This window comes from Pirellulales bacterium (assembly GCA_033762255.1).
Classification (GTDB): Bacteria; Planctomycetota; Planctomycetia; order Pirellulales; family JALHPA01; genus JANRLT01.
In genome coordinates this window covers 39,564-63,711 of the sequence record JANRLT010000020.1, presented here as the reverse complement: position 1 = coordinate 63,711, position 24,148 = coordinate 39,564, and the positions used below count along the sequence as shown (strand labels likewise).

Annotated in this window: 13 protein-coding genes; 6 read left to right on the top strand and 7 right to left on the bottom strand. The window is 58.0% G+C overall.

Annotated elements, in window-relative coordinates; all coding sequences use genetic code 11:
- Positions 1-18 precede the first annotated feature (18 nt).
- Together hisD and hisC are read left to right on the top strand one after the other, a co-directional pair.
- Positions 19-1,398: a histidinol dehydrogenase gene (gene hisD / locus SFX18_05415; protein ID MDX1962571.1), complete on the top strand. Its 1,380-nt coding sequence runs from the start codon at positions 19-21 to the stop codon at positions 1,396-1,398.
- 143 nt (positions 1,399-1,541) lie between these two features.
- On the top strand, positions 1,542-2,594 hold the full coding sequence (gene hisC, locus SFX18_05410) for a histidinol-phosphate transaminase (protein ID MDX1962570.1): 1,053 nt from the start codon (positions 1,542-1,544) through the stop codon (positions 2,592-2,594).
- Between the two features lie 451 nt (positions 2,595-3,045).
- Here the strand turns inward: hisC and SFX18_05405 are convergent, their stop codons facing one another.
- From SFX18_05405 to SFX18_05395, 3 genes are all read right to left on the bottom strand, one after another.
- Positions 3,046-5,124 (bottom strand): hypothetical protein, encoded by a 2,079-nt coding sequence (locus tag SFX18_05405; protein ID MDX1962569.1) that lies wholly within the window; start codon positions 5,122-5,124, stop codon positions 3,046-3,048.
- 44 nt (positions 5,125-5,168) lie between these two features.
- Entirely contained in the window at positions 5,169-6,020 is an 852-nt protein-coding gene (gene kdsA / locus SFX18_05400) for a 3-deoxy-8-phosphooctulonate synthase (GenBank protein ID MDX1962568.1), read from the bottom strand.
- A gap of 158 nt (positions 6,021-6,178) precedes the next feature.
- On the bottom strand, positions 6,179-8,191 hold the full coding sequence (locus SFX18_05395; protein MDX1962567.1) for a S9 family peptidase: 2,013 nt from the start codon (positions 8,189-8,191) through the stop codon (positions 6,179-6,181).
- Positions 8,192-8,688: 497 nt separating this feature from the next.
- On the opposite strand from SFX18_05395, the gene ettA reads away from it, so the two are divergent.
- Complete coding sequence (gene ettA, locus SFX18_05390) at positions 8,689-10,362, top strand: energy-dependent translational throttle protein EttA (protein MDX1962566.1); 1,674 nt, start codon at positions 8,689-8,691, stop codon at positions 10,360-10,362.
- A 78-nt stretch (positions 10,363-10,440) separates the two neighbouring features.
- Here ettA and SFX18_05385 read toward each other — a convergent pair whose 3' ends face one another.
- On the bottom strand, positions 10,441-11,691 hold the full coding sequence (locus SFX18_05385; GenBank protein MDX1962565.1) for a hypothetical protein: 1,251 nt from the start codon (positions 11,689-11,691) through the stop codon (positions 10,441-10,443).
- 478 nt (positions 11,692-12,169) lie between these two features.
- Here SFX18_05385 and SFX18_05380 point away from each other — a divergent pair, with 478 nt between their 5' ends.
- The gene (locus SFX18_05380) at positions 12,170-12,907 is read left to right on the top strand and encodes a DUF1080 domain-containing protein (GenBank protein MDX1962564.1); all 738 of its coding nucleotides are present in this window, start codon (positions 12,170-12,172) and stop codon (positions 12,905-12,907) included.
- A gap of 600 nt (positions 12,908-13,507) precedes the next feature.
- Here SFX18_05380 and SFX18_05375 read toward each other — a convergent pair.
- Positions 13,508-14,734, bottom strand: a complete 1,227-nt coding sequence (locus SFX18_05375; protein MDX1962563.1) for a hypothetical protein — start codon at positions 14,732-14,734, stop codon at positions 13,508-13,510.
- A gap of 539 nt (positions 14,735-15,273) precedes the next feature.
- Positions 15,274-16,962, bottom strand: coding sequence for a dihydroxy-acid dehydratase (gene ilvD, locus SFX18_05370; protein ID MDX1962562.1), 1,689 nt, complete (start codon positions 16,960-16,962; stop codon positions 15,274-15,276).
- A gap of 524 nt (positions 16,963-17,486) precedes the next feature.
- Between ilvD and SFX18_05365 the strand changes: the two genes are divergently transcribed.
- Together SFX18_05365 and SFX18_05360 are read left to right on the top strand one after the other, a co-directional pair.
- Entirely contained in the window at positions 17,487-18,542 is a 1,056-nt protein-coding gene (locus SFX18_05365; protein MDX1962561.1) for a GntG family PLP-dependent aldolase, read from the top strand.
- Positions 18,543-18,622: 80 nt separating this feature from the next.
- Positions 18,623-21,265: a ComEC/Rec2 family competence protein gene (locus SFX18_05360; protein MDX1962560.1), complete on the top strand. Its 2,643-nt coding sequence runs from the start codon at positions 18,623-18,625 to the stop codon at positions 21,263-21,265.
- A 582-nt stretch (positions 21,266-21,847) separates the two neighbouring features.
- On the opposite strand, the gene SFX18_05355 is transcribed toward SFX18_05360, so the two are convergent.
- On the bottom strand, positions 21,848-24,118 hold the full coding sequence (locus SFX18_05355) for an acetylxylan esterase (protein MDX1962559.1): 2,271 nt from the start codon (positions 24,116-24,118) through the stop codon (positions 21,848-21,850).
- Between the last annotated feature and the right edge of the window lie 30 nt (positions 24,119-24,148).

Genomic DNA, 24,148 nt, shown 5'->3' with positions numbered 1-24,148 from the left:
AAACAATCGATCCACGCCATGACCCTGACCATTCCCCGCATCGACACCCGCCAGGACGACGCCGCGTCGCTCATTGCCGCGCTCCGTGAAAAACTCAGCCCGCGTGGCGAAGTCGTCAGCGACTCGGGGCGGCAACGCACATTCGCTGTCTTTGGCGAAGCGCTTTCTCCCGCGGCGGTTGTCGCCCGTATTTGCGACGATGTTCGCGACCAGGGGTTGTCCGCCGCGCTGCGGTATTCACAGCTACTCGATCAAGCGCAGCTTTCCGCCCAGTCCCTGCGCGTCAAAGAAGCGGAATTACAACAAGCCCACGCGGCCGCCAGTCCGGCGTTTTTGACCGCAATTCGCAACATTCGGCAGAGGATTTGGCAATTTCAATCGGCGCTCTTGCCGCGCGATGTGCGCGTGCCAGCTCCGCACGGGGGAGAACTGCGGCACTGCTTTTTACCCTTGCGGCGGGTTGGCGTATGCGTTCCCGGGGGCGCGGCGGCGTATCCCTCGACTGTGCTCATGACGGTTGTGCCCGCCTTGGCCGCGGGCGTGGAGGAAATCGCCGTGATCGCCCCTCCCACCCCCTTTGGTTCGTACAATACCGACCTATTGGCCACTTGCCATGAGTTGGGCGTGACCGAAGTGTACCGCCTAGGTGGAGCCCAGGGCGTGGCCGCGTTGGCGTATGGCTTGGCGGGAACAGCCGACGGCAGCGGCCAGTTAACCAAGGTGGATAAAATCGTCGGTCCGGGAAACTTGTTTGTGGCCTTGGCCAAGCGGCGGGTCTATGGCGAGGTGGATATTGATTCGATCGCGGGGCCTAGCGAAGTGGTGGTCATCGCAGATAAAACCACGCCCGTTGACCAGACCGTCGCCGATATGCTGGCTCAGGCCGAACATTCCCCCGGCGCCAGCATCTTAATAACGTGGCATGCGCCGCTGCTGGATGCCATTACGGCGGAGTTGGATCGGCAGTGCAGGCGTTTGTCGCGCGGAGAACTGACTCGGCAAGCGCTGGCGGATTACGGAGCGCTCATCCTGGTGCGGGACGCGGCGGAAGCCTGCGCCGTGGCTAATGACATCGCCCCCGAGCATTTGCATATTGCCTGTGCCCATGCCGAACAACTGGTGCCGCATATTCCCCATGCCGGAGCGGTCTTTGTGGGGCCGCATTCGCCGGTGGCCTTAGGCGATTATGCCGCGGGGCCGTCGCATGTGCTCCCCACCAGCGGCACCGCCCGCTGGGCCAGCGGGTTATCCGCGCTACAGTTTTTACGAACTAAAAGCGTGATCCAATACACCGCCGAAGGGCTGGCGGCCGTGGCGGACGATATCCGCGCCCTGGCGGATAAAGAGGGGCTAACCGCGCACCGGTATAGCGTGGATGTGCGCGTGGGTGAAATGTAGCGGAACTCGCCAGAGTTCCGAGGTGATAACTTGCTAACCTTATAACCCCCGCATTCTTGCGAATGCGGCTACAATTTTGCGAATGCGGCTAAAAACTATTTTCGGCAATGGAGTTGCCTCCTACAAACTTTCAGAATTTGCCCATGACTTTGGTACGACCCCAGATCGCCCTGATGCGTGGTTATGTTCCCGGCGAGCAACCGCAAGGGGGCAAATGGATCAAGCTTAACACCAACGAAAATCCGTACAATTCTTCCCCCAAGGTGCAGCGGGCCATAGGCTTTGCCATTCAACAAGGGCTGCAGAAGTATCCCGACCCCCAGGCGACAGCCTTTCGGTCCCGCGCCGCCCAGATCCTGGGCGTGCCCGCGGATTGGATTCTGTGCGGCAATGGTAGCGACGACATTTTGACGATTGTCACGCGGGCGTTTGTAGGGGAGGGAGACATTTTGCGGTTTCCGTATCCCAGCTATATTTTGTACGCGACCCTGGCGGAATTGCAGGGAGCGACCGCGCACGCGGTTCCCTATCAGGCGGATTGGTCGTTGGGGGAGGATTTTTGCGCGGCGGACCCCCGGTTGAAGCTCGCTTGTATAGCCAATCCCAACAGTCCCAGCGGCACGTTGATTCCCCCCGCGGGGGTGTTAGCCCTGGCGGAAAAGCTATCTTGTCCGCTCTTGGTCGATGAGGCGTACGGGGACTTTGCGGACGCGAACTGCCTGGAATTGGTCAAGCGGAATGAGCGGATCATGGTCTCGCGCACGCTCAGCAAGTCTTATGCGCTGGCGGGAATACGATTTGGCTTTTTGGTGGCTCAGCCCCAGGTGATCGCGGAACTAAATAAAGTCAAAGACAGCTACAACTGCGACGCGCTTTCCATTGCCGGGGCGACGGCCGCCATCGATGACCAAGCCTGGCTGGCCGAAAATCGCGCCAAGATTTTGGCCACGCGCCAGCGACTATCGGAGAGTTTGCGGAAATTGGGCTTTGAGGTGCTGGATTCGCAGGCCAACTTTGTCTGGTGCAACCATCCCGGGCATCCACCCCGCGAGTTGTATGAAAAACTAAAAGCCCAACAAGTTCTGGTGCGTTATATGAACTACCCCAACTGGGGTGATGGGCTGCGGATCACCGTGGGGACGGACGAGCAGATTGAAGGGCTGTTGATGTTGCTCGCGCCGCTGGTCTGGAGATAGTGGGGAGTGGATGGTGGGGAGTGGTTAGTGAGAGAACATCCTTCATGAAGTAAACCCAGCCGCGTAGTGGCGGCAGGATTCTAGCCGGGGGTGCAAACCCCCGGTCGCGCAATGGATTTGATGCCTAGCCGCGCAGCGGCGGCGTCAGTCTATTCTCGTGGCGGCATTTGAACGCCACCAAATACAACTTCGCCACTACGCGGCTCTGTGTTGCTGGGGATTTCCGAACCGTGGGTTGACACCCACGGCTATGATCCATTACCGCTTCGCGGCAAATTCTTTATATTCCATTCTGCATTCGTACTTCACACTTCCCCCGTCCCCTCATCCGGCTCATTCTTCGCCACCTTCTCCCAGGGGGAGAAGGGTTTGTGTTCCTCCCTCTCCCGAGCGCGGGCTTCCCTTTTGAAATAATTCTCCATCGGGAGAGGGCCGGGGTGAGGGTTCTCCCCTACTCGCTGCCCAACCCTTCGCCCGATTCGAGTGCTTTCACCCGCTCGCCATACTTCCGTGCTAATAGCATATTTCCCTCCCGCTGGGCCGACTTGTCTCCTTGCAATGCCGTTATTGCCGCCCGGTAGTGTTCAATCGCCGCTTGGTGGTCACGGTCGCTAGCCTCCGTTGTCAGCAGGCTTTCCGCCCACGCGGCGTGCGCGCGGGCAAAATTGTAAGTCGCCGAGCCGCGCCAGTTGAGCCAACTGCGCTGTTGGTTTTCGGCCAGATAACGGACCGCCGCGGCGTATTCCCGCCGGTCGGCCTGGATTAACCCCAGCCACAGCGTCGCGCGCAGATTCATGTCGCGACGCAATTCATAATAGCCCAATTGCTGCTGGTCCAATAATAATTGCTGTTCCAGTTCTTGCGGCAATAGCGCGAGTTGCAGCCAAAAGATCGCTCCGCGGTCGGTTAAATAGTCGCTCTCGGCCGAATGGGGGGTGTCGGCGACCTGGGCCGTCAAGCTCCCGCTGCCTAAATATTCGCCGCGTAATTGCAGCAGTCGCCCCCGCTGCAGCAGCTTGACCGATTTTTTAGTCTTTTGCGGACGGGCGCTTCCTTTGTACTCGCCAGTGACGGGGTCGAGATTGTTGAGGATTTCCATTCTTTCCCAATCCGAAAAATCCTCGGCCCGCCGACGGTTTTTTTCGTCTTCGTCTGGTTCGGGGATGCTGGCCTCAAATCCCTCGAGCGCGACGCCCATGGCGTTGAGCAACCGGGGATCTCGTTGCTGGCGGGCCGCCGCCACTAACAAGGGCTGCCACCACAATTCCACCCGCTCGATTCCCGCCTGGCGAGTTGCATCGGCTAGCCGCGCCGTGTCCACGGCTAAAATTCGCCGCAACCGCTCGGGAAAATCCGCCTGCAACTGGCGCATTCGCCGAGTAAGCGTCGCGGGGGGGGCGTCGATCAGCGCCACCACCTGGGCCAGTTGTTCCGCCGTCGGCGCGGGATAGGTGAAGTCGCCGATATTCCAGGATTGCAACAGGGCGGGATCTTTTTGCAATTCCGCCAGAGTAATATATTTTTCATTGGCGGCGGTTAACGGCAATCCCAACAGCGGATCAAATAAAATGACATCCAGCGGCGCGGATGCCTGGCCGGGTGTGGTTTGACCGGCGGCCGCGCCAGTGGCGTCAGCGGTAGAGGCGGCTGTTTGTGCGTTGTCTGCCTGTGGGGAGGAATCTCCTGAGACTAGCACGCCAATCAGCCAAGGGCGCACCCGTCCCAGGATTTGCTCGTCGGGCAGGCCGATTAACACGGCGTCTAATTCGGCTTGCCGGGCCAAACCCAAAAAGACCGCCGCGCGCATGAGGGCGGTTCCCCGTCCATCCAGGACGGTTTCGTAGGGAGTATACAATATCTGCGGCCGGTCCAGGGGAATTTCGTTTTGCGCCCGCCACCGGGCCAGTGGGGACGCGTTTTGCGCTTGCCATTCTGGTTCTATCAGGGCGATTTGGCGAATCGTCCAGTCAAAAAGCGCCGTTGCCAATTTTACCTGGCGTTCGCGCGGAGCGGATGATTCGTCCGCCGTCGCGGCCGGCTGCCTTGACAATGGTGCTTCGGCAATTCGCCGGGAAATGGAATTTAGCCAAGTCGCCTCGCGCATGGCATCCACGTCGGGCTTGGTAAAACGCGCGGTCCCCAAATCGGCCATGCTGGGTAGCTGCCGCAGGTTGATAGGCAGCCTTGCCGCCAATGCCGAAGGTTCCCAGTTGATGCTTTTGGGTTGGTTGGTGGACGCGCTCGCCCATTCATTCAACCGGTCAAGCACAAGCTTGCGCTGATTTTCAGTGTCCAGCGCCAAATGCCAATTTCCCACCGTTTCGACCAGGCTTAATATCACCTGCTGGCGGTCCTGGGCGACCGAACGCTGAGAAATCGTTTTTGACGGGGTGTTTGATGGGCGAGAGGTGCAACCCGAGAGGAGAAAACAGCCCAGAAACAAAACACCCCCCCAAATCCAGGGATGGAATAAGGTCGAACAGGAACCGCCGGCGAAGGCCATCTCCCGCCAGTTAAGGGGGAATCGCAAGATAGTGTTCAGAGCGCGGATGGGGGACATATATATTCAGGTTTTCATGAAGATTTAGCTTGCGTGCCGCGGCATTCCCATTCCGCCTCGCGAAAGCGTAATAAGCGGTTTAAAACTGCCGGCAATTGATCCAGCGGCACCATGTTGGGCCCATCGCTGGGGGAACGGTCGGGATCGGGATGCGTCTCCAGGAATAGCCCCTCGACGCCAATGGCCAGGGCAGCGCGGGCGAGCGGCTCGACCATTTCCCGGTTGCCGCCGGTGGCATTCCCCAGGCCCCCGGGTTCCTGGACGCTGTGGGTGGCGTCAAACACCACCGGCACGCCAAAGGATTGCATCTCGGGCAAGGAGCGAAAGTCATTCACCAGCCGCCCATAACCAAAAAACGTTCCCCGTTCACATAGCATTACGTTTTGACAGCCCGCGTTGTGCAGTTTGGCAACGACATTTTTCATGTCCCAGGGGGCAACGAACTGCCCTTTTTTGACGTTGACGGCCTTGCCGGTTGCGGCGGCGGCGACCAGCAAGTCTGTTTGGCGGCAGAGAAACGCGGGAATTTGCAGCAGATCGCAGACCGCGGCCGCCGGAGCGGCCTGGTCGGATTCGTGAATGTCGGTCGTTACCGGCAGGCCGGTGGCGTCTCGCACCGCGGCCAGGACATCTAGCCCTGCGGCCAGACCGACCCCCCGATACGACCCGCCGCTGGAACGGTTGGCTTTGTCAAAGGAGGCCTTAAAGACCAGATTGATCGGCAAGGATGCGCAGATGTCCCGCAACCGCCGGGCAATGTCCAAGCAAAGTTCGCGGCTTTCGATCACGCAAGGACCGGCAATGAGCAACAACCGCTCCTGGGGACCGACCGCATACGGACCGACAGTGGAGTGGCGGGAAATCACAATTAAAGCGAATGAAAAAGAAGTTCAAGAAAGAGGGGTGTGGAATAGCAAGTTCAACTTGGACGGCGATGTAATTGGGATTTTAGATTTCAGATCTCAAATTTCAGATCTCAAATTTGAGATACCCCAATAGTAATTAGTAATTTTTTAATTCGTAATTACTTTGGTTCCGGCAAGTCCGCCGCGGGTTGCTGTTTCTGCTGTTCCAATGCCTGGACTAGACCTGGAACCGCCGCCGCGCCGGTGGGAACCTGGATCGTCGAACCGGCAAAAGCGTCGCCGATCGCCTCGAACCGGCCCCCGAGGTGGACGGCCAAGAAAGCCTCGGTCACGGCATTGAACGCCAGACTGTTGTTGGGCCGGGCAAAGCCGTGCCCCTCATCGGGAAACAACACATACGTCACGGGGATGTGTTTTTTGGTCATGGCGTTCACTATTTGATCCGCTTCGCTTTGTTTGACGCGCGGGTCGTTGGCCCCTTGCGCGATCAGCAGCGGACGTTTGATCCGCTCGACAAAGTTCAGCGGCGAGCGCGATTCCAAAAACTTTTTCCCTTCGTCGGTGGTGTGGTCCCCGACGCGGTCCTTGAACATTTGCAACCCCGACGCCCAATAAGGAGGAATGGTGTTGAGCAGGGTGACAATGTTGGACGGACCGACAATATCCACGCCGCAGGCAAATTTCTCGGGAGTAAAGGTCAACCCTACCAGTGTGGCGTAGCCCCCATAGCTCCCCCCCATGATGCACACTTTATCCTGATCGGCGACTTTTCTCTCCACCGCCCAATCGACGGCGTCCAGCAGGTCGTCGTGCATTTTAGCCGCCCATTCCTTATTTCCGGCATTGCCAAACCCCTTGCCAAAGCCGGTCGAGCCGCGAAAGTTGACGCTCAGCACCGCGTAACCGCGATTGGCCAGCAGTTGGTGTTCGGGGTCAAATCCCCAGCCATCGCGGGCCCAGGGACCGCCATGCACATTTAAGATCATGGGGACCGGTTTATCAGGAATGCCGTCCTGGTCGGCGTCACTGCCAGGGGGAAGGGTCAGGTAACTGACCAGGCTCAGGCCGTCGCGCGACTTGATCACGTGCGATTGCATCGGCTGCAGGGGGAGTCCCTCGAGCGCTTTGCGGTTGGTAAATAAAAACCGGGCCGTTTGTGTCGCGCGGTCATACACATAATAGCGTACCGGCCCATTATCCATGAGAAACGCCACGATCCAAACTTTATCATCCAGCGTCCGGCTGCTGACGGTGATTTCGCCATTGGCCACTTTACGCAATACGGCAAAGTCCGCTTCCACGGCCTTGTCAAAAAACTTCCAAATCGTCCGATCATAGGTAAACGAAACCCCTTGGATCGTGTTTTCCGTCGGGTGGGCCATGATGCCGCCGGTGTCGCAGCGGGGATCCTCCGCTACCAGGGTTTCCTTGCCCGTTTTTAGGTCCACGGTCTTGAGCGCGCCGGTATCCCGCCCCCGGCTGTCAATGAGGTACATAATTTTGCCAGTCTTGTCAAAACCGGCGGGAGAAGTGGTCATCACGTCCTCCATCCCGACTTTCATAAAGTCTTTCCAGCCCCCTTGGCCATCCGGCTCAAACAAGAGCGATCCGCCATCGGGCGTCAGCTTGCTGGCAAAGCGCACGCGATAATCCTCATCGGTAAGAAAACCCGCAAAGTCGGGGTTTTCTTGTATGAGTGTTTTCTCGCCGGTAAGAATATTCAGCCGGTACAAATCATGGTATTGCGGATCGCGCTGGTTCAACCCGATCAAGATTTCGTTGGGAAACTTATAACTGACTTCCTGAATTTCCGCCCGCACCCCCTTAATGGGGGTCAAGTTCGTGGTTTTGCCCGTTTTTAGGTCCACCACGTAGACGTTCCAGTCCTCATTGCCGTCAGCGTCCTGCGTGTACAGCAAATGTTCATTGGTAAAGGCCCAAAAGTACGAGCGAATCCCCCGCTTTTTATCCTGTGTCACCGGTTTGGCCGCGTCGGGATCGTCAATCGGCCCCACCCAGATGTTTAGCACATTATCCACCGGGGCTAAAAAACTCAGCCGTTTGCCATCGGGACTGATGCGGGCGGCGGCCTTGTCAGGATTGCCAAACAAAACCGCGCGGGGAATCAATCCCGTGGCGGGGCCGGTGGCGGTGGGCGTGGGCAGATTCATGGGGGCTTGGTTTGCTAAAGGAGTGGGCTTGGCGGTTTTTGCTGTCGCTGGGCCAGTTCTTTGTGCGGAAAGCGCAAGCGGGTACATGGCCCATAGGCACAAAAGCCCAGCCTGAGTCAGACGAGAGAACCACGGGGTGGATAATCGTGGCAGGCATGATTCCCACACCACCCATGAACTTGTGGATTGTAAGGATTGATCGCGGAAGGGCATCAGACTGACTCCGTTCGCCGGGAAGTTTTGTATAAGTGGGATGCAGAATAGTATTGTGGGGTAGCAACGGGGCGTCTGGCAAGGGGAAAGTCGCCCTCCACCCCGCGTGAGGGGTTGACGCTATTTCCCGCCTCTTCCTGTACACCTCGCTCCCGCCCCCTCGCCAGTCCCCTGCTACTTTGGCTAAAATTACGTACCTTCGCTATAAGACCCTATCACGTCCTTCCCGCAACTCCTGTCCCGTCCGGCGGATGGGATTACCCCCTTTCGCCAAGTGCCCCCTTATGTCCACCCAATATATTTATCAATTGTGCGATTTGGTCAAAAAGCATGGCCAAAAAGAAATCCTAAAAAATGTCTGGCTGTCGTTTTATCCGGGTGCCAAGATTGGCGTGCTGGGACGAAATGGCTCTGGTAAAAGCACGCTTTTACGAATCATGGCGGGTTGGGACCAGGACTTTGACGGTGAATCCCGCCTGACGGATGGCTTTACCCGCGGCTACCTGCCGCAAGAACCCCGCCTCAATCCCGACAAGGACGTCTTTGGCAATGTCCAGGAAGGGGTCGAAACCGTCCGCGCCATCCTGCGCCGCTATGACGAAATCAACGCCCAATTGGGCGAGCCGCTGGAACCTGACGCGATGGAAAAACTGCTCAATGAGCAGGCCCGTGTGCTGGATCAAATTGAGTTCCACAACGCCTGGGAACTCGACCGGACGGTGGAAATAGCGATGGACGCGATGAACCTTCCCCCCGGTGACGCGGATGTGTCCAAGCTGAGCGGCGGCGAGCGGCGGCGCGTGGCCCTGTGCAAAATCCTGCTCGAACGGCCTGACCTGTTGCTCTTGGACGAACCGACCAACCACCTCGACGCCGAAAGCATCCTCTGGCTGGAGCACCACTTGGCCGAATACCCGGGCACGGTCGTCGCCGTGACGCACGATCGCTATTTTCTGGACAATGTGGCCAAATGGATCCTGGAAATCGACCGCGGCCGCGGTATCCCCTGGGAAGGGAACTACAGCAGTTGGCTGGAACAAAAGCAAAAACGCCTGGCCCAAGAGGAAAAAGCGAGCGCCGCCCGGCAAAAGACCCTGGAGCGCGAGTTGGAATGGATTCGCAGCTCTCCCAAGGCCCGCCAGGCAAAGAGCAAGGCCCGCATCAGCGCCTACGAAAAAATGGCCGCTGAAAAGTTTGAGGATCGCGACCAGGAATTTGAAATTCAAATCCCCCCGGGCAAGCCGCTCGGCACGCTCGTCGTCGAAGCGAAAAATATCAGCAAATCCTTTGACGATAATGTGCTGATCGAGAATCTTTCGTTCCGGCTGCCTCCCGGCGGCATTGTGGGTATTATCGGTCCCAATGGCGCGGGCAAGACGACGCTCTTTAAAATGATCACCGGCCAGGAAAAGCCCGACAGCGGCGAATTTCGCGTGGGCGATTCCGTCGAGATCGGTTATGTGGACCAAAATCGCGACGCCCTCGACCCAGATAAAAACGTTTGGGAAGAGGTCAGCGGCGGGCTGGACATGCTGGAAATGGGGGGGCGTAAGATCAACTCCCGCGCGTACCTGGCCCGGTTCAACTTTACCGGCCAGGATCAGCAAAAAAAGGTCGGCAACCTGAGCGGCGGGGAGCGCAACCGCGTCCACCTGGCCAAGCTGCTGCGACGGGGTTGCAATTTGCTGTTACTGGACGAACCGACCAACGACCTGGACGTGGACACCCTCCGCGCGCTGGAGGAAGCGATTCAAAACTTTGCCGGCTGCGTGGTTGTCATCAGCCACGACCGGTGGTTTCTCGACCGCCTGGCGACGCACATCATCGCCTTTGAAGGGGACGGTTATGTCCATGTGTGCGACGGCAACTTTGACGCTTACGAGACCCAGCGCAAGGAACGCCTGGGAATGGCCGCCGATGAACCGCATCGGTTTAAGTATAAGAAGCTGCGGCACTAGGTGGAGGAGTGGAGTTTGGAGGAATGGAGTATGCTTTTTCTCCATTACTCTAGTTCTCCACTACTCCAAACTCCCATACTACTGCTTCTTCACCACGCGGATCTTCACGTTATATTTGCCGGGGAATTGGCTTTCCTGATAGTCGTTTTGCATGCCGATGGCCAGTTGCAAAACGCCCGCCTTTTCCGCGGTAAAGTTGTGCTTGCTGCCAAATTTGACAAATTGGTCGCTATTTCCTACCCGGCCCACGAGTGCCGCCATGGGAATCTGATTCCCCATGAACCAACCGTAATTTTGGTTGCCATCGGGATTGGAGCTGGCCCCGTTTCCCCACGGTTGCATGTGCAAGGTCCCCTCGGCGGTGATAAAGACCTGATCCCCGCGCTCCAGCTTGATCGGTGTACTAAGGGGATTTTTAAGGGCAAAGTGCGACGCGTCAATCGAGAGGTTCTGGCGAATGTCTTCTTTGCGGACTTGCTCGCGGTGGGCCTTGCGAATGTCGCTTAGTTGGATCGTCAGATTGCCATATTGACTGGTCACGGCAAAGGACTGCGGGACGATCTTGCCCACGATGGTAAAGTCCACCGTTTCGATCACGTCGCGCTGCTGGACGTTCCACGCGGCATCTTGTGCCCCCAGCATGGCATCCGCCTCGGCCAGTTCGTCAAATTCGGACAAGAGCGCCAACACGCGGTTCTTGCGCTCGGTGTCGCTATCCGCCTGGTATTTTTCCAGTTCTTGGCGAATACTGGGCCCCAGCTTGGACAGGCCTTTTTGGGCTTTCTCGCGATCGTTAAAATTTGCCGAGCCTAAATCCGCAATCCAGGTTGCCACTTGCTTGCCCAGGGCGGGATGGCTGGAAAGACCCGGCGTAAAGCTGCGAATATTGGTCACGGGGACATTGAGCTGGCCGTATTGGGTCTCTACGATCAATTCCTTTAATGCCAGCTTGCCCGTGAGAATCGAGCCGTCCATCAGGCTCAATTTGATAACGTCTGGATCTTGCGGCGGCGTCATGATCGCCGGCATTGGCTCTGGTTCGGTTTCTTGATTATTTTCAGAGGAGGGCTTTTCGGCGGAATTGTCCGGGGCATGTTCACCGGGCGTTTCCGCGGGCACTGCGTCTGTCGGGGGGCCCACAACTGGGTCACCTGGCCCAGCGAGGGGAGGAGGCAGCGGCGCATCCGCCGGCGCGGCCTGCACCTGGATGACCTGAAGTTCCGCCACCTGGGCGTGCAGGGTTACCGCCTGCCAACAGCCCAAGAGCACGGCCGCAGCCAGCGAAAGTGATAAACCATCCAACTGAGTCATGCGAAAAACGCGTTTCATGCCGCACCTTAGGTTTCTATGCAATAACAGAGGCAGGAATTAATCGTCTCATGGGGTGAACGAAAATACCACCATACTAGTGTAACTTCTTGGTAAAGAGTTTGCACAAAGCGGGATAAGCAGGGGGGCAAATTTTGACAAGGTAGAGCCCTCCTTCGGCTTTTTCGGCAAATTTTTCGCTCTAGGAGGCCCCATCTTGCCCTATAAGGCCAAAAAATTTGACGCCGGGCAAACTTTTTTGTTCCGACCTTTTCCTAAAATGCCCCCTTAATAGCAAATTTTCCCCATTGGGATGGTAAAAAATTGATTTGCGATCGGCGGGGTGACATTTTAAGATACGGCGTTGCCGGGTCGCCAAAAAACAGGAAAACGGCCTTCACGGCGAACTGGTACGCAGCCGGGGCTGGCCAAGAGAACCTCGGCAACGGCCCTTTATGTCCGGAAACCCACAATTATTACGCCCAACGGGAGAAAACCAATGTCGGCTGCAAAAACGCTTGTTCTGGGGATGATGCTGATGATCGTCCCTCCGTGCCTCACCGGTTTATTTAGCCCGCTGGGCTGGGCCCCCTCGGCCGCCACCGCCGCCGAGCCGGAGTGGGTGGTGCTCTTTAATGGCAAGGACCTGCAGGGCTGGCGGGGGCAGGGGATGGTGAACCCGCTGGAATGGCAGGCAATGGACCCGGCCCAACGGGCCGCCGCGCAGAAGTCGGCCAATGCTGACAAGATGCAGCACTGGAAGGTGGAAAATGACGAGATCGTCAATGATGGCCACGGGGTGTATCTGACCACGGAAAAAGACTATGGCGATTTTGAACTGGAACTGGAATGGAAAATGATGGCCGCGGGGGGGGATAGCGGTATTTACCTGCGGGGGTATCCGCAAGTGCAAATTTGGGATCCGGGGAACGCCAACGAGCGGACCAACGGGGCCGACAAAGGCTCGGGGGCGCTATGGAACAATAGCGATGTCCAGAATGGCAAATTTCCGCTGGTCAAGGCGGACAACCCGATCGGCGAATGGAACACCATGCGGATCAAAATGACCGGCGAGCATGTCACGGTGTATCTGAACGACAAGCTAGTAGTCGATAACGCGACGATGGACAATTACTACGAACGGGGCAAACCGCTGGCCAAAACCGGTCCGATCCAACTGCAAACGCACGGCAGCGAAATGCGATTCCGGAATATCCGGATTCGGGAGCTAAAGTAGATCCCGTCCGCCGGACGGGAACGCATTGTAGATCCCGTCTGCCGGACGGGAATGGGGTAGGTCCAGCCCGCCGGGCGGGAACGAGGAACGGTGTTAATCTGTAGGAGGTAACTCTGTTGCCGAATCAGGTGGATGCCTCTTCGGATGATGATCGGTCAAGCGACGTTAATTTGTAGGAGGCAACTCTGTTGCCGAATCAGGCCTGGCAGGGGTGGGAAAAACTGGTTGCGGGGTGCGGGGGAGCGGAGGTGCGCGGGACGCGCCAAGCCCCCCGTGGGGGAAATGAGAAGTAGGAATGAAGAAAGCGGAATGGCCGAATGCATCTCTTAATTTTTCATTCGTAATTCCCGCATACAACCGAGGTTAGCGCATGACGGCTGATTTAACATAAAGTGCGGTGGGTATTCAGCCGACCCGCGCAAGTGGCGGTTGGAATGGATTTTGCCGTTGTACAACCGGGGCTAGAGCCCAGCGGCTAATTTGCTGCAGGGCATGCGGTTGGTCCAGACGAGGATTGCTCACTTGTTAACGGACGTCGGTTCGGGTGTGTTAAAAATACCGCCTTCGTTGCGCGGAGTAGTTGAGCGCCCGACTCGTGAATTATTTACCGCTAAAATTAAAATCTTGATACTGATAAGCTGAGTTCGGGTAGGTTGGAACACTATGGGGAGTTAATTTTAACTCACTCAGGAGCTTTTTGATTTTCTCGTGGATCGCGGGGGTTTGCTGGATCACAAGCGACCGTTCAATAATATGCAGTCGGTTATCGGCAAACTCCCAAGACGCGGGAGCCACAACTTTCTTCAGATTTTCGGCAATCGCAATCATGCGGTCGGCCACCATGCCCGAATCTTTGATTTCAATCAAATTTAATTCATAGATGCGTTGCACGGGGGTATTGGGATCGATGGGGGGCGCTTGGGTGGTTTTGCCGTCGGCTTTCAACTCCGCCTGTTTTGCGCGAAGTTCCTCTAGGAGTTCGGCTATGTCGCGGTGGACGTGCTCCTGTGTGGAAACCACCAAACTGTCGGAATTTTCATGCGGACCAAGATTGCCTTGGCCGCCATTTTCTTTCCAGACATCCGGGCGGATCGTGTTGGTGATAAGTTCGATGATTTCGTCATGGTCATAGGGATTGTCAGGAGATGGATGGTTTATCAAATCATGAACTAGATACACTTTTGTGATGAGGTGATTTGTGGCGGAATTAAGAGTTGTTAGTTTCACCATGCCATGCTTGATAACAAACGCCAAATCGTGCTCGGCCAATAAATCCGCCAGCACCTGCCTGAGAGGCAGCGGATGGCGGATCGTGATGGAGAGCGGCTTATCCAATTCGTAACTTTCATCCGCCAGGGCTTTCTTGTCCGGCAATACATTGACGCCGGTCGCTTGGGTGAGGATGACGCCTATTTCCCACAGCGGCAGTTCCTGCCACTCCACGACCACCCGCGCGTCCAGCACTCGTTCGATTTTTTCCTCGTCGGTCAGTTCCGCCCAATCGGGGCTATCCTGCGGCTTGACCCCGACAAAGCCGATCCCATCCACTAGTTGCGGCGGGACGGCGGGGGGCTGCGGCGCAGCGGGTTGTACTGCCGGTTGTTGTGCCGTGGGTTGTTGTGGCAAACCACCCGGCGAGCCAAACGGATCGCTCCCCGCCGGGGAAAATGTCCCCGCCGGTGGCGTAAGACCCCCCTGCTCTACTGCTTGGCCCTGTTCCACTGCTTGGCTCTGCCCAACGGCCAGCCCTTGCGGCCAAAAGTTGACCGCCAACCCGCATAGAATCACCGCGACCGCCGCCATCATTGTCCAAGAACGCGTGCGCATAACTTCTCCTGACTGTTCCGAGAAAGGAAAGAATCGCCCCAACCCAACGCCGATCAACTCCACAAACAAAACCGGCGACGGAGAAACGCCAGTCAGAAAAGCAAAATTACCATACCGCGCGACGCGGCGGGATGCAAGGAAATTTTCTCAATTTGGTAGGCTACCCACCGCCGCAAATTGGCTATGCGTGATTTTAGGCCAAAAATCACTCAAACGGCACATGGACTGCCTTAGCCCCAGCTCGATGATGGCTCAAAAAATGTAACTGAAAACAATACCGAACGGCATCCGGACGATGTCTGCTACGTAAAAAGTAGCAGGCTGCGTCCCACAGCCGTCGTGTGATTGTAATTTTCGTCAGTAAACGGCAAGGAAATTGTGCCTAGTACTATGCAAGACGGCACGGGGACCGTGCCTGCTACGTAAAAATAGCAGGCTGCGTCCCGCAGCCGTCGTGTGATTGTCATTTTCGTCAGTTAACGGCAAGAAAATCGTGCCTAGTACGATGCAAGACGGCACGGGGACCGTGCCTACTACATTCATTCATCCGTCACGCAACCTGCGCTCGCGTTTTGCACATTCTTGATATATTTATACAGCGTGCCGCGGGTCGCCTTCAGCGGCGGGGCCTTCCACGCCGCGCGGCGGGCGGCCAGTTCCTGCTCGGTCTTCCGCGCGTCCCCTAGTTCCACGTCCATCGTGTTCGCCGCCGCGTCAATCGTGATCCGGTCCCCCGTCCGCACCAGCGCAATTGGCCCCCCCTCTTGCGCTTCCGGTGTGACATGCCCAATCAAAAAACCGTGCGAACCGCCGCTAAACCGCCCATCCGTCACCAGTGCCACATCCGCCCCCAACCCCGCGCCCATGATCGCGCTCGTGGGTGTGAGCATTTCCGGCATGCCAGGCCCCCCCTTGGGGCCTTCATAGCGGATAATAATGACATCCCCTTTGACGATTTCGTTGTTTTCCAGCCCCGCCAGCATCGCTTCTTCGCTATCGTACACGCGGGCCGTGCCGGTAAAAGTTAGCCCCTCTTTGCCGGTAATTTTGGCCACCGCGCCGCCGGGGGCTAGGTTGCCGCGCAGGATGCGGATATGCCCCGTCGGCTTGATCGGATTTTCCAGCGGGTGCACCACGGTCTGTCCCGCGGACAAATCCGGCACCGCGCGCAGATTTTCGGCCATCGTCACTCCCGTGCAGGTCATACACGAGCCGTCCAACAGACCCTGGGCCAACAAGTATTTCATGAGCGCGGGGACGCCACCCACCTTGTGCAAATCCTCAAAGACATACTTGCCGCTGGGCTTGAGATCGCACAAATAGGGGATGCGGTCGCTGACGCGTTGGAAATCGTCAATCGTCAGGGGGACATCCACGCTTTTGGCCATGGCGATGAGGTGCAATACCGCATTCGTGGAGCCACCGGTCGCCATGACCACGACCATGGCGTTTTCAAACGCGGCGCGGGTCATGATGTCGCGCGGCTTGAGGTCCAGTTCCAGCAGTTTTTTGATGGCGGCCCCCGCTCGCCGGCATTCGTCCCGCTTGAGCGGATCAACCGCCGGCGTGGAACTGCTATAGGGGAGCGACATGCCCAGGGCCTCGATCGCGCTGGCCATGGTGTTGGCGGTGTACATGCCGCCGCAGGCCCCCGCGCCGGGAATACTACAGCGAACGATCTCTTGGCGTTTTTCCTCGCTAATGCGTCCGGCCAGCCACTCGCCAAAGCACTGAAACGCGCTCACCACGTCCAGCGGCGTATCCCCCGTATAGCCGGGCTTGATTGTGCCGCCATAGAGCATGATCGCCGGACGGTTCAGCCGGCCCATCGCCATCACACAACCGGGCATGTTCTTATCACAACCGGGGATCGCCACCAGGGCATCGTACCACTGGGCACCCATGACGGTTTCGATCGAATCGGCGATTAGATCGCGCGACTGCAGGGAAAAGCTCATCCCCTCGGTCCCCATGGAAATACCATCGCTCACGCCGATCGTGTTAAACCGCATCCCGACCATGCCCGCGGCCTGCACGCCAACTTTGACCTCATCGGCCAGTTGATTCAGGTGCATGTTGCAGGTGTTTCCGTCGTACCACATGCTGGCGATGCCGACCTGCGCCTTGTCCATATCAGCGGGTTGTAGGCCGGTGCCGTACAGCATGGCCTGTGATGCTCCCTGGGACTTGGGTTGGGTGATCCGGGCGGAATATTTGTTGAGGGGCATGTGTGGGAGGGGCTAGGGGTAAGGTAGTAGGTCCCGTCCGCCTGACGGGATTTGGTATGTAGGTACGGGAGGCGGGAGTTAGTGAGGCAGGGGAGAGGGGTCGGGGGTGAGAGACGGGAGGAATGTGGCGAGCGGCGGACGTCAGTCCGCTGGTAAATTGCGATAAGGATAAACAATCGGCAAGTCCGTGCTTTGGGCACATTTTAATGCAAGTTTGCTGAAATTTACAGGCGGAGTCGTGGTTTACCATAAAGAGCACTCTCCCCCGAAAAAATGTTCACTCTGGAACGACAAAATCCTTGTGTCACGGACTACCAGCGGGGTATCTTAATGGTGAATTACGAATTACAAATTACGAATTGAAAACCACAAGTTACTCCCCTCACTCTGCTACGAGCTAAAGCCCAAGCTACCACCCTGCCCCCCTCGCACCCCTTCCGTCCCCTGTCTCTCATGGGCAAGATGCTCATGCCACATCCCCCATCTCCCGTCAGTCCCGTCCGGCGGACGGAACCTACAACACAATGACCCGCCCCCTCGATTTTCGCAGCGACACGGTCACCCGGCCCACGCCGGGGATGCTGGCCGCCATGTCCGCCGCGCGGGTCGGCGACGATGTCTTTGACGACGATCCCAGTTTGCATGAATTGCAAGCTCGGGTGGCGGACATTTTGGGCAAGGAAGCCGCGCTCTTTATGCCGTCGGGGACCATGTCCAACCAAATTGGCCTGCGACTGCACTGCCAACCGGGGGATGAGTTTATTTGTGATAGCGGTTGCCATATTTACAATTATGAGCAAGGGGCCTACGCCCAACTGAGCGGGCTGGCCATCCGCACGCTTCCCGGCGAATACGGCGTCCTTCATCCGGCTCAGTTAACTGGCCTGGTCCGCCCCGAAAACGACCATTGCGTCCGCACGCGGCTGCTCAGTCTGGAAAACACCCACAATCGCGGCGGCGGAAAGGTTTGGCCGCTGGTGGCGCTGACCGATTGCGTCGCCTGGGCGCGCCAAAATGGCCTGGCCACGCATTTAGATGGGGCCAGGCTTTTTAACGCGGTCGTCGCCAGCGGCATTTCCGCGCGTGATTGGGCTAGCCATTTTGACACTGTCAGTATTTGCTTTAGCAAGGGGCTGGGCTGTCCGGTCGGTTCCGCGCTGGCTGGCCCACGGGATTTGATCAAGCAAGCCCGGCGGCACCGCAAGCTATTTGGCGGGGCGATGCGCCAGGCGGGCGTGCTGGCCGCCGCCGCGACGTACGCGCTCGAACACCATATCGACCGTCTGGCCCAGGATCATGAGCATGCGCGGCAACTGGCGGAGATAGTCGCCACGTTGCCGGGGTGCCGTTTGCATCCACCGCGGGTGGAGACAAATATTGTGATATTTGAGATTGACCCCGTGTTAGCCACGGGGGCGGAGATCTCACGATTGTGCGGCGAACAGGGGTTATTAGTGCTCTCCTTGGGGCCGCAAATGATTCGGGCGGTGACGCATTTGGATGTGACCGCGGAGGATACCGCGGCGGCGGGACGCATCCTGCAAAACGTGTGGCGACAACTGGCGGCTCGGCCCATTTAATATTGGCTTTTTTACATCTTTCAGGCAAGCGGCTGCTTAGCGGCGGTAGCGGCAATTCACCTAGGCGCGGATACTGAAACATGGGGATCGGGGACCAGCTCGAACCAGCCACGGCTGAATCCTCTGGCAATCCCTGGGTCTGGTGGTGGCGCGAACTTTTAGCCCGTTTGCGCCGCCCGCCCCGCGCTCAGCCGTTGGTCTTGGTGGCCACCGTATTCATCCTGGGTATCGCCGCCAGCCGCGCGCTGGGAGGCGACTATTGGGCGTGGTGGACCGCGGCCGCGGCGCTGGCGGTGGTTTCCTTTTTTATCCGCAAGATTGGCTGGGTTACGTTTGGCTCGGGGGCGCTGTTATGCTCGATTGCGGCCGCCGGCGGCGCCTGGCAAATCCAATGCTGGCGCGTCTATCCCGCGACCGAGATCGGCTTGTACGCGACCGAACTGTCGCAGCCGATTGTGCTCGAGGCGGAAATTTTGACCGCGCCCCGCGTGGCCCCTCCGGGACTCAAAAACCCCCTGGCCCCCGCCGCGGCCAGCACGCGCACCCGCTTTGAAATATCGGCCATTGCCCTGCGCGATGGACTTTCCATGCGCGAGGCCTCGGGCCGGGCCATTTGCCAAGTCGAAACCCAGCTCGATTTTCGCCTGCCAGACGCTTCCCCGGATAACGCGGCCATTACCAGGTATCAAACCTTGCTTAGCCAGTTGGAGCCGGGGGATCAGGTCCGCATCTTGGGATTCATCGAGGCGATCGCGCCTCCCCTGAATCCGGGGGAATTTGATTTTGCCGCGCATGCGCGCGGGGATTGGCAGCTTTGCCGGATCAAAAGCGACATGTTAGGGGGGATCACCATTCGCAAGCGGGCGCAGTGGTACTGGCCCACCACCTGGCTGGCGCGGATGCGACAATTTGGCAATCAACTACTGTGGGAACATCTGTCGCACGAGCAGGCCGGACTGGCCAGCGCGGTTCTGCTGGGCAGCCGCGAACTCCTCCCCCAGGAACAAACCGAGGAATTTTTGGTAACCGGCACAATCCATATTCTGTCCATTTCCGGCTTGCACGTGGGTTTGTTGGCCTGGGGGCTGTTTTGGGGATTGCGGATCGGATGGCTGCCGCGGGGATGGGCACTCTTCCTGGTGGCGGCGTTGACGATGTTGTACACGCTGATGACCGATAGTGAACCCCCCGCGCTAAGGGCCACCGTGCTGGTCTGGATAGTCTGTTTATCGTTATTGATTGGCCGACCGGGGTTGGCGTTTAATTCGCTGGGCTTGGCGGCGATGATTGTGTTGCTGCTCAACCCCAACGATTTATTCCGCACCGGGCCGCAATTATCTTTTTTGTCGATGGGGGTGCTTTGTTGGCTGGCGGATGTGTGGTCGGGGCCGACGCAATATTCGGCTTTAGAGCGGTTGGTGCTGCGGCTCAGATCTCCGCTGGAACGTTGGGGGATGCGGCTGGGCCTGTGGCTGCTGTTTGGGATCATCAGCGGCGTGCTGATTTGGCTGGTGACCCTGCCCCTGACAATGAGCCGGTTTTACTTGGTCTCACCCGCGGGATTGTTTTTGAACCTCGCGCTCAGCCTGGTTGTGTCGGTCGCGATGATCTGCGGATTTTTAGTGCTCGCCACTGGCTGGTGGGCGCCGTGGCTGGCCAGTTTGTTTGGCTGGCTCAGCGACACCGCGCTGGGCATCATTAGCCACACGGTCCATCTGGCCGCGCGGACCCCCGGCAGCCACTTTTGGACCAGCGGTCCCAGCGACGCGTGGTTGATTGGCTTTTATACGCTATTGGCGCTGTGGGCGGCGTTCCGCTATTGGGTGGGATGGAAGTGGGCCGGGGCGTGCCTAATAGTGTACTGCGCGGCGGGCTGGGGAGAAGCACTCTGGCGACGAGAGCGCGAGCCTGGGTTGCGGGTGACTTTTGTCGCGGTGGGGCATGGCGGGGGAACGATTATTGAGTATCCCGACGGACGGACGCTGTTGTACGATTGCGGCCGAATCGGCGCGCCAATCCAGGCGCAACGCTCCGTCGAGGGGGTCCTGCGCAGCCGAGGCGTGCGGCGGTTGGATGCGGTCATCATTTCCCACGCGGACACCGATCATTATAACGGCGTGCCGGAACTATTGCGGCGGTTTTCCGTCACGCAAATCATCACGACCGAGCAGCTCTGGCAACCTCGCGCGGATGGCACGATAGCTCCCGCAGTGGAAATTTTGCAACAATCGATCGCGGATTCCGGCGCGCTGGTCACGATCGTGCGGGGAGGAATGGAGCTTTATCCCGGCGATAATGATATTCGCCTGCGGGTGTTGCACCCCCCCACCGGCGGCGTCGGGGCCTCGCGCACCAATCGCGAAACCGACAACGCCAATAGCCTGGTCCTAGCAATCGAGCACGCGGGCCAGCGCGTGTTGCTGACCGGCGACCTAGAGGATACGGGCCTGGCCCGGATGCTGGAGCAACCGCCACTAACCGCCGCTGTGCTTCAGGCTCCGCATCACGGCAGCTACGGCCATGATCCCGAGGGACTGGCCAAGTGGGCCGCACCGAGGTATGTGATTTTTTGCAGCGGGCTGTACGATGTCATTGACCGCACCATCGCCGTTTATGAGTCGGCGGGAGCAAAAACGCTGCACCTGGCCAAAGTGGGGGCGGTCCGTATCCGCTGGACCGACGTGGGGCTGGAAGTCCGCGGCTGGCGGCAGGAGCCGTGGTAACCGCTGCCTCAATTAAGACTAGGACACTGATTAGACTGATTTTATTGATTGACACAGATCAGAAGAATACCGGAAATGCGGTACATAAATCTGAAATCTCAAATTTGAAATTTTTAATCTCATTTCTGATCCGTGCAAACCAGTGTCGATCCGTGGCTAAAGTTTTTTAGCCACGGATAGGCGCGGATGAAACACGAATGGACAAAATTTGCTTATGAAACTACTATCTCACATCTGATCCATGCAATTCTATCCGATCTGTATCATCCCCGTTCTATCGTATTTCTTAAGACTGGAACTCGGATGACGCTGATAATATAGATTCACACTGATCAGGGGTAGGCTCGGCACAAGGTACTCGAATCTGAAATCTCAAATTTGAAATTTTAAATCTCATTTCTGATCCGTGCAAACCAGTGTCGATCCGTGGCTAAAGTTTTTTATACACCGATATGCGCGGATTTAAAACCAAATGACAAAATTTGCTTATGAAACTACTATCTCACATCTGATCCATGCAAATCTATCCGATCTGTATCATCCCCGTTCTATCGTAGTTTTATCCGCGTGCGATCGCCTGACTCACTTCACGCTTTGCATCCAGTCTAGCACCGCTGTGGCAGCTTGCTTGGCGTTATCCGGCAATAGTTCAATACGTAAGAACTTGGCCCGGTCCTGAGCCTTATACGCCGCGCGGGTGATTTGCCATTCGTTGGCCCTTGGTGGTGTATTCGCTGGATTATCCCCAACCGCCGGTTCCTCCACCAGCCAGAGCGCGCTCGGCGCGCCCAGCGCGGCCAAGACCGGTACGTCGCCGTACTTGACATCGCCGGGCAAAAAGTCCGCATGATCAAAATCGGCTAATGCATTAAACCGAAACCCTCCGGTTTCGATCACACTGGCCGAAAGCTGTTCTCTCGCGATGGCCCGCGCGGCCAGGCCCGCCGGCGCGGCCAGCGGCTCGCACCATAATATGATAGGCAACTGGGCATGCTCCTGGTTGGCGGCGGTAATCACACTGGCCAGTTCCCCTGACCGTTGCGCTAACAGCGGCGGATTATAGCCAAACGTGTATCCCGCGTAGTCGCGATCCTGGGGGACGCGGCGCTGGCGAAACGTTTCTCCAGCAGCGGCTTGCGCGGCGCGCTCGGCGTAGTCGGGAATCCAGACTTCACAGTTGGCGTGCAGCAGTTCCGCCAAGCGTTGCTCATGCTCCGCGGCGTCCCAGGCCCGGGGCGTGGCATACACCACCACTCGTTCCACCCGCGGGGGTTGCAACCGGGTTACGGATGTTCTTCTAGTTTTATCAGGGGAAGTCTTTTCAACCGATGTCCCGGCAAGCGATTCGATCTCCCCCCGCAGGGTGACCAGCACGCCCGGAGTTCGCGAGATTTCCGTCCAAGTGGGCTTTATGACGGCTTTCACGTGGGATTCATTGGGCTGGAGGTTTAGTAGCACCCGCCACGCCCCGCCCAACTCTTGCTTAAATCGCAGCCAAGCATTCTTGTCGCGCACATCCAACAGCGGCCGCAGCAATTGCTCGTCCCGCTCCCGCCAGACACGCAATAAATCCACCTCATGCTCCACACTTGGGAGCGGGCGCTTGTGTGTTCCGCTCCAGACCGTCATTTCTTCGATCGTCAGCGGCTGAAAATCGCGCTCGCGGATCGGATCGGCGGCCCCGAGTTTGAGGTGCTTATTAAAAAATGCGTACATCGCATGTCTACTGGGCGAATTATAGTTGTGCCCAAACTGTAAAAACGGATGCAGTTCCACGCGGTCGGTTTTTTCATACAGGCCATAGAGTTGTTTCAGTTCGGGAAAGCCCTTGGTCTCCATTTCCTTGGTCCAATCGTCCGCGGCAGTCAGGCCCAGGGGTCGCGGGGCGGTAAGGGCGGCCAGTTCGATGTTCCCGGTCCCGACGCGCAGGTACGCGCAGTTTTCGCAGGTGCAGCCCCCCTGCATGGCGGTGCTGACCATCACGGCGGGAAAGGCCGCGGCGGGTCGGTCGTCCAGCGCGGTTAAAAGAAACGTCTGTGTGCCGCCGCCGCTGGCGCCGGTCACGCCGATCCGCTGGCGGTCCACATCCGGCAAACTGGCCAACCAGTCGAGTGCCCGCAACGAGTTCCACGTTTGTAGGCCGGTGATCGTTTGCAGGCGGGATTCGGCCTGGGGGCTAAAAAACGCGTAGTTGTCAGGCTGTTCGGCGGCTTTGCGCCGCGCGCGAAAGCCGTGCGCCACCTCCTGCGGAATTTGCGCGCTATCGGCATAGCCCAGCATGTCATAATGAAATACCACACAACCCAAGCGGGCCAAATGGACGCAGCGGGCCTGCAAGGGGTGCCGGGCGGCGTTTTCCAGTTCCTCCGCCCCGTTTTTGAGTTGGGCCGCGATTTCATTTTCAGGCGCGGCATAAAACCGCCCGTTTTGCCAGTGCCCATGCGGCGAGAGGACCGCGGGGAGTCGGCCTGATTTGTTCCGCGGTCGATAGAGCGAACCGGTGACAAAATGACCGGGAAAGGACTGCAGAATGACCCGCTCGACCGTGTACTCTGGGCGTTCGACTTTGCCGTGGACCGTTACAGGGGGTAGTGGCCGCACCGTGGGCCAGGGCCACAGGCCCAGCGAAATCTGCAACTGGTGGCGCAGGGATTTGCGGCGAGCCTCCCACGCGGGCAGGTCGGGGGGGACGGCAAACGGGAAATAGGAGTCGAGGGTCGTGAGGGGGGGAGGTGCAGAGTGCGCGGCGGATCGTGCGGTGGCCGTTGGCGGGGGTGAATCTGCGGCGAACGTTGATTTGTGCGATTCAATTACTGCCAAACAGCAGCAAATGAATACGAATAAGCTGCGCATGGCAATTATTAAGTTGAGTGAGATGTGAGA